Source organism: Compostibacter hankyongensis, from assembly GCF_039541075.1.
GTDB classification, from domain to species: Bacteria; Bacteroidota; Bacteroidia; order Chitinophagales; family Chitinophagaceae; genus Compostibacter; species Compostibacter hankyongensis.
The window spans coordinates 63,864-78,759 of the sequence record NZ_BAABFN010000002.1; the positions used below are offsets into that span (position 1 = coordinate 63,864).

Here is a 14,896-nt window from a genome sequence, read left to right on the forward strand (position 1 = left end):
CGTCTATAACGGATTTTGGACCAGGTTGGGATTGAGGGCTATCTCGTCTTCGGGAATGGGGATGACGATGCTGCGGGCATCGGGCGGGATAAGCCCGCGGGGACCGCTCCAGCCGACAGCCGGCACATAGCTCCTGTCCAGCGAACGGCCGTTCCGGAACAGGTCGAACGAGCGGTGACCTTCCCAGGCCAGCTCCAGGTTTCTTTCTCCCAGCACCGCATCCAGAACGGTAGGGTAACCCTTCAGGTCTCCGGCGGTGTACAGCTGATCTCCGGACAGGCCGGCCCTTTTCCGGATAAGGTTTACCATATCCAGGGCGTCTTCATCCTGGCCAAGCTTGGCATACGCTTCCGCCTTGATAAGATACATTTCGGCCAGTCTTATCACAATCGGGGAGGATAACAGCGGTATTCCTCCCTCGTTGGAATACTTTTCGATGTAGTATTTGGAATAGCCATCCCTTTTTTCGACCTCATAGCCCGAGGGCTCCGTAGCGCTCGGTATCTTTTGCCCGCTCTGGTCATGGACGTAGACGGGGTTGAGGAATTTGATCCGTTCGTCATTCTTGTTCTTGTAGATCAGGCGGAGGTAAGTGGGGGACGCCATTATTTCTCCCCATCCGCCTCCGTCCGAGGTGTAGAGCGAGCCTATCGCGGTCTTTCCCATGTTTTCATTCTCCGTCAGCTTTATGGCAAAGATGGTTTCGGGATTGCTCTCCGGCAGCTGTGTAAAATATGCGCCGAAAGCTTCCGTTTCCAGCAAATGATACTGGCCGGAATTGATCACCATGTCTGCATACTGTATGGCTTTGTCATTTTCTCCCATATAGAGATATAGCCTGGCCAGCAGCGCCCGGGCCGTTTCCCTGGAAGCATAAATGGATGGCTTGTGTACGGTCATCAGCTCCGCGGCTTTTAACAGATCGCCTTCGATGAATGCATAGGTATCTTTCACCGTGCTCCGGGGAGGCAGGGCATTTACATCGGTATTGTCCCTTATCATAACGCCCAGGTTCTTTTCGGGATCCTGGGAATAAGGCCTTGAAAACGCACGTACCAGGTCATAATGCATGAGCGCCCGCAGAAAAAGCGCTTCTCCCTTTATCTGGAGCTGCTCTTTGGCTGCATCGTCTTTTATGGCGGCGATAAGTACATTTGCTTCGTATATGCCGTAATAGGCCTGCTTCCAGAACTGGCTGGCCACGGAGTTGTTTACGGTACACTGGTAGCTGTATATCTGCTGTGAATGATCCCCGCTGTTTTTAACCCATACTTCCTGATCGCTCGGATATTCCTGCATGACAACACGGTGTCTTACATAATTTCGTTGTTTCAGCCGCGCATATACGCCGTTCAGTATGCTTTGAAGCCCTTCGGGGGAGCCGGCCACCTGGCTGATGTCCAGCTGGTCAGCCGGGAGGTATTCCAGCTTGTGGCAGGCTGTCATGGTGAGAAGTATCACCCAGATGATGCTTTTATTTATATTTATTTTCATAACGATTGTTCTTTTGTATGGTTACAGCGTAATGTTCAGCCCTATCATGATCTTCTGGTTCGTCGTATAGGTCGAATTGTCTGAATTCTGCGATATTACCGGACTTTCCATATCCACATCCGGATCGTCCCCGCTGAAAGGTGTGAATACTGCAAGATTATCTATGCTGAGATACACATTGAAATCCGAGAATCTATACACATGCGGAATGCTGTATCCCAGCCTGATATTCTGTATGCGAAAATAACCGGCATCTTCAAGATAGCGGGACGATGTGCTGTTAGAGGCAGTGCCTCCTGCCAGTAATTTCGGATGGGTAGCGATGTCTCCGGGCTTTTCCCAGCGGACCCATCCTTTCTGAAGCTTCATCTGATTCTGATTGAGGCTGTTTCCGTCGGCATCCCTGCGTTCCCGTGCGGAGAAGTAGATGCTTTGTCCGGCAACAAAGTTGCACAATACGCTGAGCGAAAAATTCCCGTAGTACAGATCGTTCCGGATGCCTCCCGTAAAATCGGGATAGGCGGACCGGATGAAAAGATTGCTGGCCTCGTTGTAATTGCCGGTGGTGCTCACCTCGACCGGGTCCTTCTTGTCGGCCCCGTTGATAATATTGCCGTCCTTATCCTCCCACCTCACCCATAGCGGGTTTCCGGTCTGGGGATCTACCCCGGCCCATTGCTTCATATAAAAATACCGGAGGGGAAGTCCTTCCCGGATTCTCATATTCCCGGAAGCGATATCTTCATGTCCGTTCAACGCCAGTACTTTATTCCTGTTGACATTCACGTTCAGCATGGTCTCCCAGCGCAGCTTCCCGTTCAGGTTGGTAGAGGTGAAGCTGACGTCGATTCCCCTGTTCCTTACGGAACCCACATTTCTCTGCTGGCCGGAAAATCCGCTTGCCGCCGACAGGGGAACGTTTTGCAGCAGGTCTTTGTTGGTCCGGTTGTACAGATCGACTTCAAGGTTAAAACGCTTCAGTATGGCAAACTCCAGCCCGATGTTGGTCGTGTATCCTTTCTCCCAGGTCAGGTCCGGATTGGGGACTCGGGCGGGCCAGGCTCCCGATATCGCATCATAGGTGCTGTTCTGGGAAAACGCATAGGTGCCCAGCGAAAGATAGGGCGAGATATTGGCATTACCTGTTGTACCGTAGCTGAACCTGAGCTTCAGCAGGTCTATCCATGTCTGCCTGCTGAGAAACTGTTCATTACTGGCGATCCAGGATGCGCCGATGGAATAGAAGGAGGCCCAGCGGTTGTTGGCGCCGAAGAGCGAAGAGGCGTCGCGGCGGGCGGAACCCACCAGAAAATACCGGTGGAGATAATTATAGTCTGCTTCCGCGAAGTAGGAAAGGAACCCTGTTTCTGTCTTGTTGCCCGAAATGCTTTTGGGGCTTCCTGCGGCATTCAGCGCGCTCAGTCCTACCGGAATGTCTTTCCCCACCGCCAGCGTGTTGGAGTTTCTGCTGTAGCTGTATTCCTCTCCTAAAATACCGGAGAGATTGTGATTGCCGAAGCTGTGCTCCAGGTTCAGCAGGTTGGAGGTAAGGAACGCGCTGTGATAGGAATAGTCCTGTGTGATCTGACCGTTTACCGTGCTGGCCAGCTGGTGATACTTGTCCAGCAGCTGCGTATGGTCATATCCCGAAAAGCCGATCCTGTTCTTGGTGGAAAAGGATATCCAGTCGGCCAGCTTTATATCCAGCTGGAGGTCCGCATTCAGATGCCCGTTCCGGGTAATGTCATTTTGATGCCGGATATTGTAGAAGTAATTGGATTTGGCATTCCCGATCCAGTGGCTTCCGGCTTTCAGCGGGTTATACGGTGTAACGCCGTCTGCTTCGAAGGCGGAATCCCAGGGCATGTTGTTATAAAACTGGCTCATCTCGCCTTCCTGTCCCGTAAGGGGATCATTGGGACTTTTGTCTCCGCCTGCGCTGATGCGGGTATACAGGGTAAACTGGTCCGATATCCTGTGCTTCAGATTCACCCGCAGGTCCATTCGCTGGTAATCCGTGGATAGCATGGTCCCCAATTCGCGGTAGTAATTGCCGCTGACGTAGAAGGTCGTCTTTTCATTGCCGCCGGAAACAGCCAGCTGGTGGCTGTTTACATAACCGGTTCGCGAAAGCAGCGACTGCCAGTCCGTGCGGGTATTCATTAATGCGGAAGGCAATACGGATTCCAGATAGTCGTCGAACTCGGTTCCGGTAAATGCCGGATCGCCGGCGGCGACCTGCTCATCGTAATAGTTCCGGTATCCTTCCCCCTGCATGGCATACAGTTCCGCCGAATTCATCATCCTGATGTTGCCCCGCTGGCGTCTGGTCAGGCCAAATGAGCCGTTGTAGCTTATCCTTGTTTTGCCGCTTTGTCCGCTTTTTGTCGTGATCACGATCACCCCGTTGGCGGCCCGGGAACCATAGAGCCCTGTAGCCGCTGCATCTTTTAATATCGTAACGGAGGCAATATTGTTGGGGTCGACCGATCCGCCGATCATGCCGTCAACGACATAGAGCGGCGCATGGCCGGCCCCGATGGACCCCACTCCGCGGATAACGATGTCCGTATTGTTGCCGGGCCTGCCTCTGGAATTGGATACTACGAGTCCCGGAACTTTTCCCTGGAGCATGGTACCGATATCCGGTGTCGTTATGCCCCTCAGCTGTTTTTCATTGACCACGGCCACGGAAGAGGACAATTCGGACTGTCGCTTGGTGCTGTATCCTACCACGACAAGCTGGTCCAGCCCGGTAGCGGAAGGCGAAAGGTATATTGTAAGGTGGGTACGGCCGTTTACGGGTATCTCTTTTTTGTTGTAGCCGAGGAAGGAGACGAGCAGGACGGCGTTATCGGGGACAGACAACTCAAATTTACCTGTTGCATCGGTAGTCGTTCCCGTTGCTGCTCCTTTTACCTGTATGGTAACGCCCGACAGGGGTTTTTCCGTTGCGGAATCCGACACGGCCCCCCGGATGTTGACGGGCGGAGGCGGCAGACGTACCGGCGGGCGTGCATATCCCCCGGCGTTTGTTTCGATACAGGTCGTCAGCAGTAATACGACGGTAAGCTTCATGGCCAGCAATATCTGGGGAAAGCGTCTTCCCTTTTGGGGTAGGGATAACCTGGTAGAATTTAGCTGCATACATTACTGAGTTTGGGTTTAGATTTTATGGTCTAAAGTGTCCGGTCCTCAGGATGGGTTGCCTGGACGCCTGCCGGAAGATCCGCGGATGTTTCCGGTTTTTATTGCGCCCGTATAAATTCCCAGCCCGCAGGTTTCGAAGGCAATGCACCGTAGCCCGTGCTTTCTGAGCAAGCGACCCTTAGTATATCTATCGGCCGGATCCGTCGGCCGGGCATGTCAGCGGTTCAACTGTTCAAAGTAGAATACTCCCTTCTTGTTGGCTATGACGATATCGGGCAGCTTGTCCTTATTGAGGTCCTGAACGTCAACCTGCAGTCCTACACCGGAATTGTCGTCTATTTTATGGGGTATCCAGGCGGGTTGCTTACCGGGTTTGAATTCGAACCAGTAGAGCACGGCGGGTTCGTGCGCCCCGGGATCGTGACCATTATGGGCATAATAACGCTTACCCGTTACCAGATCGGGATAGCCGTCCCCGTTGATATCCGAAAAGGCCATGCCGTGCGACTGGGAGAAGGATGTGTCGATGTCATGATGTTCCCAGCTGGTATTTCCCTGCCGGTCTTTTTTCTGCTCGTGCCACCAGACGCCGTAATTGTGGGCCGATGCGCTGATCACGTCCGGATCCCCGTCTTCATCCGCATCCGTCACATACATCTGGGAGCAGTCCCCTCCCAGGTCTGCCGGATGAAAGGTCCAGTGGGGCTGTTGCCGGTTTTCCGGGGCTTCCCACCATCCGTCTTTTATAATTACGTCCTTTCGCCCGTCGCCGTTCATATCGCCCAGTCCCAGTCCGTGCGTAAATACGTGAGTGCCTTTTGTACCCTCGCCTTCGCCGATCACAAAAGGCTGCCACAGCGTATCTCCCTTCTCCGGGGCACGCACCCATATCATTTGTTTTTTTCCGGGATCGTTACAAAGAAGATCCTGCCTTCCGTCGCCGTCTACATCTACAAGTGCCGGCGATTCGTTGCCTACGGCAGGGTAAACGGGATGGACTTTCCAGTATCCTGTCTTCCGGTTGCCCGGATTTTCGTGCCATACGGCCGCCTTGCCTGGAAAGTCCACCCGGATCAGGTCGACCCAGCCGTCCTGGTTAACATCCATGCAGAAGTTGAGAAAGGAATTGCTGTATCCGTTATCTACCGAGAAAGTATCCGGTTTTGCGATCTCATGCGGCTTCCATCCGGGGGCTTCAAACCAGTATGCCCCGGCGATGATATCCGTTTTCCCGTCCCGGTTGATATCACCCACGGCCACCCCTCCGGAGATATAGGTATGGGTGAGGGTATGTTTTTTAAACTTCACAGGCCTGTCGCCCGGCGTCTGGGAGGTACAGGACTGACAGATCAGCAGCATGCCGGCGAGGGCGGCGGTCTTTAAACTATGCGGGATGGCTGTCATGCTTATTCCTTTGCGGTGAGTAAAAATTTGATCAGCGCATCGAAATCTTTTTTGGCGATGATCTTACTGAACTGGTCCGGCATTAAGGTATACCGGGAAGCTCTTCTTTCTTTGATATCGCTTTGGGCGACAGAAAACTCCTGGCCTCCCGCGTTGGCAAAGATCAGCAGGTTTCCTTCTTCCCGGCGGTATAACCCGGTCAGCACCTGGCCGTTTTTCAAAGTTATATTATAGGTACGGAATGCCTGTGAAATATTCCCGTTGGGATTGAGGATCTTTTCGGTGAGCGCTTTTTGTCCCCAGTTGCCGATACCATCCAGCTGCGGGCCCACCACGCCACCCTGGCCATTGATCTGGTGACACATGCTGCAGTTCCGGATAAACACCGTCTTCCCGTTCTCAGCCGTGACCGCGGAGGAGTCAAAGCTGGCCAGCCGCTCCTGTATCAGCTTCCGGCGATCTTCAGGTAACGCCTGTCCTTTGAGGAGCTGGTCCAGCTGTTGTTGCTGCTCCTTCCGGATATTGGCCGCAAGCCGCTCTTTAACGGCGATCTCAGACAGAATATCTCCGTTGATATTTCCTGCTTTTACGGCTTTTAACAAATAACCGATACCGGCCCCGGAATTGGAAAGCACGCTTGCAATAATGACCTGCAGGCCTCGCGGCGCGCCTGCCAGTCCTTTACCCAATATGGCGAGTACCGCCGGAGCAGAGGATTGCCCGAGCGCCATGGCTATTTTCCCGCGTATGGCAGGAGATTCGGCTTGCCGGTTGAATACACGTTCAAGCGTGGCGGTATTTTGTTGCGGGGCAAGGCTCATTAAGGTACTTGCCGCCGTTGTCCTGGCCTGATCATCGGCGCCGGCGTTGGCAAGCAGCTTTCTTAACCCGGGTTCCAGCGAGACGGCGTGGTAATCTGCCGCAATCTCCGCCGCCTGTACCTGACGAACCGCTGTTTCCGCCGGTCCCTTATCCGGAATATTCAGCACGGCAGGGCTGATCTCGCCTATCCCCACCGATCCGGTGGCGGTGCTGTCCATCACTTCTATATAGCCCGCCTGCCCCTGATAACCGCTCAGGTCAAATTTTGCGATGTTAACCAATTCTTTGTTCGATGTTTTACGGACGAACCGGGCCCGGTATTCCCCGATGATCTTATCACTTCCCCTGAGCCTTATACGGATGGCGTTTTTGGATGTGCCTACTTTGGATTCAGAGTTCTGGATATCGTTATCAAAGACCTTCATCTGCAAAGCAGACGGCAGCTTAAACACCGGAGAATGCAGGCTGCTGAGGGGAGGATATCCTTTGAACTCGCTCCAGACCAGCTTGAACTTCGGGATTTCCCGGACGATAGGTCTGTTGATAACACTCCAGGGATTTACCGGGTCCCCGGTTTCCGTCAAGGATCTGCTGCTCCAGGTATCTGATCCCTCCGCGGCGTGTTCGAGCACTTTCCTGGCCAGGTCGATCCCCCATTGCCGCAACCGCGGATTTGCCGGGCTCCCTCTTTGCGCGACACCCTGTCTTATGGTCTGGTACAGGGCAAACTGGGCATCCAGGTCGTCGGATACCTTTTTCCGGATCAGGGTAATGGCCTGATCAAAATGGTCGTCGGGTATATACCGGCCGATATATCCCAGGTAGGCGATCAGCTGTTCCTGGGAGACCTGGTGGGTCTGCAGGTAGTCCAGCGCAAAGGAGGCGGCTTCTTTTGAAGGCACATCCGGCATCACTTTCATCAATATTCCCAGTTGCGTATCATCCCATTTCCGATGCGCTACATCCTGCATGACGGCCGTGTTCTTGAGGTGTTCCCGGATGCTCAGCAGGATCGTATATTTCAGGTGCATATCCTCATCGGAAGTCCCGGTGTACATGTTCATCAGCGGCGTCATATTGCCGGGCTTTGGAAAACGGCCGAGTACTTCTGCAGCAATACGCTGTACCTGGGGATTTTTATCGTTCAACGCGATCAGCGCCTGGTCATATTGTTTTGAGCTGATGGATTTCATTTCGGTCAGCACCCTTAAGCCGTGCACCCGTATCATCGGATCGGCATGGGTTAGCGCTTTATCCAAAAGGTTATCCGGCAGGGACTTTAACCGGTACAATATCCATAACCCCTGGATAAACGACTTGTGGTCGGGGTTTTCCGATTGCATCATCTGCATGACCGGATGAACCGCTTTGTCCCCGTAGGCATCCACGATCTGGTTGGCGATATTCATACGGATATCCAGCTGTGGATAGTTCAACGCCTTTATAAGCTCGTCAAGCGGCAGCTTTGACCAGTTCTTCGGAGCAATATCCTGATGCGGTTTGTTGCCGGTATAGGTGATTTTCCAGATACGTCCGCTGCGGTGATCTCTTCCGGGATGATCGAGCGGTACTTCGTAATGGCCGATAATGCGATTGTAAAAATCGGCGATGTACAGCGACCCGTCGGGGCCTGTTTTGATATCCACAGGACGGAACCAGGGATCGGAGCTGACGAGAAAATCCGGTTCCCGTTTGCTCTTTGGCGATGAGCCGTGGAGGGTCATGATATTCCGGTTTATCCTGCTGGTGACGACATTGCCGGAATAAAAGTTATGTCGGTATTCCTCGGGGAACTGCAAACCGGTGTAATAAACCAGCCCTGAGTTGGCCGTAGAGCCGAATTCGTAGCTCATCATTTCGGGGGCGAAACCGATGGCCGGCGCTTTTTTTCCGAATTGCGGGTATTCCGCACCCCGGATCAGCTGATAGATCGGCTTGGAATGGCAATCCAGGGAATAGAGATAACCCCAATCGTCAAAAGCATATCCGAAGGGATTGACGCGTCCGTAGGTGGTCTGTTCCACACGGCTTCCATCCGGTAGGAACCGGTAGGTATTTCCGGAGATCATCGTTATGGAATCTCCGTCTGTTCCGGCGACGGTAGAGGTGTTGGTGAAACCGTGGCAAGCGTATATCCAGCCGTCAAAACCCCGTGTAAAATTGTTCTGCATGCCATGGGTATCCGTAAAGCCGAACGGCCCCAGTAATATTTTCCTGTTGTCGGATTTGCCGTCTCCGTCCGTATCCTTGAACCGGTAAATGTCAGGAATGCTGTACGCAATGGCGCCGTCCCTGAATGGGGTGATCCCGATCGGGATATTCAGGTTGTCGGCAAATGTGGTGAATTTGTCCGCTTTGCCGTCGCCGTCGCTGTCTTCCAGAATGGTGATCTTATCGTGTCCTTTCCCCGGAGCCGCAGGGTAGGGGTATTCCGTGGTATTGGTCACCCACAGCCGTCCCTGTGCGTCAAACGCCATATTGATGGGCTTGCCGATATCGGGTTCCGATGCAAAAAGCGTTATTTCGAAGCCAGGAGGAAGCTTAAATCCTTTGCGCTCTTCTTCCGGCGTTTGAAAATCGGTAATGCGTACGTTATCGGAGAATATATCGTGGTCACTGGTCTGTGATTCGCCGGAGCTGCCTTTTTTTGACTTGCAGGCTTCCTGCAGGCATGCAAGAATACATAGCGAATAAATAAGAACTCGGAAATTAAGCTTGTTCATAATTAGGGTCGTGATGAAGATGGAATACTTGGCGATTAGGATCTGGTCAGTTCTTTTTCTATCTGTTCAAGGGATTTGCCTTTGGTTTCGGTTAAGAATTTTATTACAAACCCTAAACATACAAAACATAAAGAAGAATATATCAAAAATGAATATCCCTTCAGGTGGGCCAGCAAATAGGGGAACGTAAACGATACCACGAAGTTGGCTCCCCATAAAAGAAAAACCGAGACCGCTACGGCATGGCTTCTGAAGTTATTGGGAAATATTTCAGCAATCAGTATCCATACTACCGGGCCAAGAGAAAATCCGAATGAAGCTAAAAAACCCATGATGCAGAACAGCACAAAATATCCATGATGGTTTTGGGTGATGAATGTAATTGCCAGCAGCAGCAGGGATATCCCCATTCCCGCCGAACCTATGATCATCAGCGGCTTCCGGCCGGACCTGTCCACAAAGAACATTGCTGTTATGGCAAATGTCAGATTGACCAATCCCATTACAGCCGTCTGGAATAAAGCGGAATCTGTTCCGAAGCCGGCAGATTTAAAGATCAGGGGAGCATAATACATGACGATATTGATCCCGGTTACCTGTTGAAAAATGCCTAACGCGATGCCTATCAGGAGCAGCTTCAGCAGCTTGCCTTTGAACAATTCACCTAATTTCCCTTTGGGGGTGGCTGTTACAGCGGCTTCGATCCTGGTCAGCTCGTTTTCGCCTGTTTCTTTTCCGTTGATCTTGGTAAGGATCAGAAATGCCTTGTTCCTTTTTCTTTTTTCCAGGAGCCACCGGGGGCTTTCCGGTATAAAGAACAACAATATAAACAGTATGGCCGACGGTAAGGCCATGATACCGATCATCCATCTCCAGTTATTCAGTCCCCCGAAATCCTTTAAAAGAAAATCTGAGATAAAGGCGGTGGATTGTCCTATGAATATGGCCAGGAGGTTTAATGCTCCCAGCTTGCCCCGGTGTCTGGCCGGAGAGACTTCCGCAATATATATGGGCGCCAGCATGGAGGCGGCGCCTACCGCGATCCCTGCGACAATCCGGCTCAGGATAAATACAGCATGCTCCCGGGCAAAGGCGCATCCCAGCGAGGAGATGATGAATAAGAGGGAGGTGAGGATCAATATCCTTTTTCTGCCGTATTTGTCGCTTAGCGGGCCGGTAAAGATGCATCCGATCATGCACCCAATGATAATACAACTTACGGTCCAGCCTTTTTCTACTTCATCCAGATTAAAGACCCCGGGCCCGGCGATAAATTCAATGGCTCCTGAGATGACCGAAGTATCAAAGCCGAACAGGAATCCTCCGGCGGCTGCGGCAAGACAAATCAATATCAGGTATATTTTCATCCGGCTTTATTGTTTAAGGGTGAAAGCTTGTAGAAGGCTGCCGCATTTTCACCGAAGATGGCTTTACAGGCATTGCTGCCGGTCTTTTCCGCCCGCTGCTCCAGCAGGTCATGGAGCAGCCGGTAGACCCCGCCGTATGTTGCGGCCTGCAGACAGACGGGCCAGTCGCTGCCGAACATCAGGCGGTTGGCACCAAAACAATCCATGACCGGGAATACATACGGCTTGAAATCTTCCGGTTTCCAGCTTTTGTGGTCCGCTTCCGTGACCATGCCGGAGAGCTTGCACCATACATTGGGGAAAGTGCTGATCTGTTCCATCCAGAAAAGCCATAAGTCGAGCTTCGCGCTACGGATATCAGGCTTGGCAAGATGATCGATGACGGCCCTCAGCCCTGGCACTCGCTGCAGCATCTCATATACATAAGGGAGGTGGCGGGGATAGACCAGCAGCTCAAAGGGGAAGTCCAGGTTGGCCACTGTGCGGAGATTTTCCAGAACCCGCGGCCGCAGGATAAAACGGTCGTCGGGGAGGTCCTGTAGCATAGGCCGGACCCCGACGAATTTTTCGTGCTTCCGGAAGCCGTTCAAGGCCTTTTGGAAGGATTCCGGATCGGTATCAAAGTTGACCCATCCCACGACGCCGGCCACATACCCGGTTTTTTCTGCCAGCTCCAGCAGCCAGCGGGTCTCGTCCTCGGTTTCGGCGGCCTGAACCAGGATCGTATAATCGATGTCGTTGTCCTGAAGGTGGGGCCTTAAGTCGGCAGGCAGGTAATCCTTATACAGCACGCCGGCGTCTGGTGTCAGGAACCCGTAATCATTTGGCCTTTGGGTAGACCAGAAATGCTGATGGGCGTCTATTTTCATAAGCTTCTTTTGTGATTTTCGGCATCCTGTTCGGCTTCATGCACCAGCTGCAATACGGCCCGGGCATCCTGCAAGGTGGACAGCGGGGGCCTACCGGATAAGATGCATTCCTGGATAAAATATCGTATCTCATGTTCATAGGTCTCCTCATAGCGTCCGTAAGACTGCGATAAGGTTCCCAGCGCCCGATCCAGCACCACATCCTGCCAGGAAAGCTGTACGCTTCCCTTTGTGCCGAGCACCTTGACGACGAAGCTCCAAGGGTTTGTGGAATGGTCCGATACGGCAAAGCTGGCAAACAGGTTGCTCATCGAGCCGTCGGGCATGGTCAGCGTGATGATGGCCTGGTCATCTCGTTGCAGATGGGGGTACAACAGCCGGGTAGTGCGGGCCGACATGGAGACCGGGGCTCCGAACAGATAACGGTGGGCATACAGCAGATGCGTCCCGATCTGATGGATGATGCCCGGATAGCGCCTGCACAATTCTTCGCTGTGCCGGATATGGTACAGGATCCAGGAAACGGCGATCTGTCCTAAATTTCCTTCCGCGATGTTTTTTTTCAGCCGGTACATGTCGGGAGCATAGATATAGTTGTGGGCCGGCATGCAATGCAGACCCCGTGCGGCCGCCAGCTTTTCCATTTCTTCGATCTGCTGCATCTCATCCGCCACGGGTTTTTCTACCAGTACATGTTTGCCCGCTTCCAGCGCCGCCATCACATGTGTATAATGGCGCTCCGCCGGCGTCAGTACAAAGACGGCGTCGATCTGCTTTTCCCGCAGCATGTCCTCCAGGCTGTCAAAGGCAGTTACCCCCCATTGCCGTGCTCTTTTATGCATCAGTCCGGTGTGGGTATCGTAAATGCCGCCGAGCTCCGCACCGGAACAGGAGGATAAACCCTGATAATGCAGCTCAGCGACATCGCCGCAGCCGATAAAGCCTATTTTCAACTGACGCATATACGAAGGGGATTAAAGGGTTATTCTGCAGCGCTATCGTCCACCCGGTAGGACTTCAGCAGCGCCCAGTTGAACTCGATGCCGTGTCCGGGCAGGTCTTTGGGCCGTAAAATACCGTCGGTAGTAGTTACCGGATCTATCTGTATGGGATGGAACCAGGGCAGGTACTCCGCGATATAGGCATTCGGAATGGCGCACAGCAGACTTACATGCAGATCCACCACGAAATGGGGCGCCATGGGCAGGTTGTATACCTCGGCCAGCCGGGCTACCTTGAGCCATTCGGTAATACCGCCGCAGCGGATAACATCCGCCTGTACCACCTGGATCGCCTGTTTCGCAAAATAATCCTTGAACTGAAACCTGGAATACAGGTTCTCGCCGGCCGCGATGGGGATGCCTGCTATCTTTCCAAGCAGAGCGTGGGCATCGATGTCTTCCGGTATGAACGGTTCTTCTATCCAGGCCATCCCGATCTCTTTCAGCGCCCCTGCCCGGATAAGGGCCTCGTTCATCTGCCAGCCCATATTGGCGTCCACCATGATTTTGACCTTACTGCCCACCAGCTTTCTGACGGCTTTCAAACGCTCCGCATCTTCCGCCATATCCGGCTTGCCTACCTTGATCTTTACGCCGGCAAAGCCGCACTCCAGATGTTCCCTGGTTTCCTCCAGCAGCTCTTCCAACGAATAGGACAGATTGACCCCGCTGCCATAGGCGGGAATGGCCTGCCGGTGCTCGCCGATGAATTTATACAACGGCATCCCTGCTGCCTTGGCCAGGGCGTCCCATACGCCGATATCCACGGCGGCCATGGCCAGGGTGGATACGCCGCCGCGCCCGGCCCAGTGGGTGTTCCACCAGGCTTTGTTCCAGAGGTAGTCATAGCGGCGCACAGGCTGTTGCAGATAGACCGGGATGATCTCTTCAAGGATCATCTGTTTCACGGCGAGCGCGTTATGTCCCGTGGTATAGGTATAGCCGATGCCTTCCACACCGGTGTCGGTGTGAATGCGGGCCATGATGATCTCCAGGGAGGGGATATGGTGGGTGGTATCCGTTACTTCGTTTTTGGCAAATAAGGAAGACGGGACGGAATAATGTGCTACTTCGATCTGTGCTATGTTCATCTGTAGATTCGGTTTAATCCTGTGTTATTTAATTGCCGGCAGTCCCAGTCCTGCGGCCCCGGGTGCAGAGGTCACCGCATCGGGATAATACCGTTCGATCATTTGCCTGCCCAGGAGTGCCCGGTGAACCCGTTCCCGGCACAAGGAGATATTCGTGGATTCCCAATGTTTGCCGGAAGGATATACATCCGGATGATTGCGCAGCCCGAACTTGATATATACGGGCGACAGGATGCGGATAAATTCAGGGATCTCGTAAAGCCGTATAAAGCCGCCCAGATTATCGGGTACCTCTACATAAAGATCAATGGGGATATCGATCGCCTGCCGGATGGCGGCCAGCCGGGGCAGGGTCAGGGCCGTGGGTACATTGTAGGTGTCTGCGCCCAGCTCCTGCATCAGCCGTACGGATACCGGATTGGAGGCCATCAGCTGCACGGAGCATTTGATGACGAAATCTGCCGGCAGAATACCGCGTTGCTTCATTTCCCGGGTCAGCAGCAATAATCCTTCGTCCGCCACAAGCGCACCTCTTACCCCCAGCGCGGCGGCGCGCTTGAGGTCTTCCATGGCGTAGATCAGCTGATCTGCCCCTTCATGCCGGACGCCCTGCGCTTTTCCAGCCGGGGTGAAAGGCAGCGCGCTGATGTCCCAAGTGCCCCTGGGACCGACAAACAAGCTGAGCTCCATGCCCTGCCGGGCGCACATACGGCCCATGGCTTCTATTTCCTGATCGGTCAGCAGCATGATGCCGCTGCCCTGGGAGATGCGGTGTATCAACAGCCCGTGTTTGTCTGTCTCTTCCAGAATGGCTTCGAGCGCTGCCGGCCCTTCCACGCTGGGCAGCTCTATCCTGTACTGCGCCCCGTCGGGGAAGCGCTTGGCCGAATCCGGCAGCTCATACAGATCTCCTGAGGGGTACCCCAGTGACTTTAGAAATTCCCTGCTCTGTTGCATGCGATATCCTTTTTATCT

At 53.4% G+C, this 14,896-nt stretch carries 9 protein-coding genes; all 9 read right to left on the reverse strand.

The annotated features are described in order from the left end of the window. Window positions 1-3: 3 nt before the first annotated feature. The gene (locus ABD851_RS05260) at window positions 4-1,494 is read right to left on the reverse strand and encodes a RagB/SusD family nutrient uptake outer membrane protein (protein WP_344976552.1); all 1,491 of its coding nucleotides are present in this window, start codon (window positions 1,492-1,494) and stop codon (window positions 4-6) included. 21 nt (window positions 1,495-1,515) lie between these two features. After that, window positions 1,516-4,641, reverse strand: a complete 3,126-nt coding sequence (locus tag ABD851_RS05265) for a SusC/RagA family TonB-linked outer membrane protein (RefSeq protein ID WP_344976555.1) — start codon at window positions 4,639-4,641, stop codon at window positions 1,516-1,518. Between the two features lie 219 nt (window positions 4,642-4,860). Then, window positions 4,861-6,048 (reverse strand): FG-GAP-like repeat-containing protein, encoded by a 1,188-nt coding sequence (locus ABD851_RS05270; RefSeq protein WP_344976558.1) that lies wholly within the window; start codon window positions 6,046-6,048, stop codon window positions 4,861-4,863. A gap of 2 nt (window positions 6,049-6,050) precedes the next feature. Then, complete coding sequence (locus tag ABD851_RS05275; protein ID WP_344976561.1) at window positions 6,051-9,593, reverse strand: PVC-type heme-binding CxxCH protein; 3,543 nt, start codon at window positions 9,591-9,593, stop codon at window positions 6,051-6,053. A gap of 35 nt (window positions 9,594-9,628) precedes the next feature. After that, window positions 9,629-10,960 carry a sugar porter family MFS transporter gene (locus ABD851_RS05280; RefSeq protein WP_344976563.1) on the reverse strand — a complete coding sequence of 444 codons (1,332 nt, stop codon included), beginning with the start codon at window positions 10,958-10,960 and terminating at the stop codon, window positions 9,629-9,631. Beyond that, complete coding sequence (locus tag ABD851_RS05285) at window positions 10,957-11,829, reverse strand: amidohydrolase family protein (RefSeq protein WP_344976567.1); 873 nt, start codon at window positions 11,827-11,829, stop codon at window positions 10,957-10,959. The genes ABD851_RS05280 and ABD851_RS05285 overlap by 4 nt, the downstream gene beginning before the upstream one ends. After that, window positions 11,826-12,791, reverse strand: a complete 966-nt coding sequence (locus ABD851_RS05290; protein ID WP_344976571.1) for a Gfo/Idh/MocA family protein — start codon at window positions 12,789-12,791, stop codon at window positions 11,826-11,828. The genes ABD851_RS05285 and ABD851_RS05290 overlap by 4 nt, the downstream gene beginning before the upstream one ends. Window positions 12,792-12,811: 20 nt before the next feature. Next, window positions 12,812-13,921, reverse strand: coding sequence for a mandelate racemase/muconate lactonizing enzyme family protein (locus ABD851_RS05295; RefSeq protein WP_344976574.1), 1,110 nt, complete (start codon window positions 13,919-13,921; stop codon window positions 12,812-12,814). Window positions 13,922-13,945: 24 nt separating this feature from the next. Next, window positions 13,946-14,878: a U32 family peptidase gene (locus tag ABD851_RS05300; RefSeq protein WP_344976577.1), complete on the reverse strand. Its 933-nt coding sequence runs from the start codon at window positions 14,876-14,878 to the stop codon at window positions 13,946-13,948. Between the last annotated feature and the right edge of the window lie 18 nt (window positions 14,879-14,896).

Bases quoted from the DNA above. Each gene is read 5' to 3' on its own strand.
- ABD851_RS05260 (WP_344976552.1), bottom strand. From the start codon at position 1,494: ATGAAAATAAATATAAATAAAAGCATCATCTGGGTGATACTTCTCACC.
- ABD851_RS05265 (WP_344976555.1), bottom strand. From the start codon at position 4,641: ATGCAGCTAAATTCTACCAGGTTATCCCTACCCCAAAAGGGAAGACGC.
- ABD851_RS05270 (WP_344976558.1), bottom strand. From the start codon at position 6,048: ATGACAGCCATCCCGCATAGTTTAAAGACCGCCGCCCTCGCCGGCATG.
- ABD851_RS05275 (WP_344976561.1), bottom strand. From the start codon at position 9,593: ATGAACAAGCTTAATTTCCGAGTTCTTATTTATTCGCTATGTATTCTT.
- ABD851_RS05280 (WP_344976563.1), bottom strand. From the start codon at position 10,960: ATGAAAATATACCTGATATTGATTTGTCTTGCCGCAGCCGCCGGAGGA.
- ABD851_RS05285 (WP_344976567.1), bottom strand. From the start codon at position 11,829: ATGAAAATAGACGCCCATCAGCATTTCTGGTCTACCCAAAGGCCAAAT.
- ABD851_RS05290 (WP_344976571.1), bottom strand. From the start codon at position 12,791: ATGCGTCAGTTGAAAATAGGCTTTATCGGCTGCGGCGATGTCGCTGAG.
- ABD851_RS05295 (WP_344976574.1), bottom strand. From the start codon at position 13,921: ATGAACATAGCACAGATCGAAGTAGCACATTATTCCGTCCCGTCTTCC.
- ABD851_RS05300 (WP_344976577.1), bottom strand. From the start codon at position 14,878: ATGCAACAGAGCAGGGAATTTCTAAAGTCACTGGGGTACCCCTCAGGA.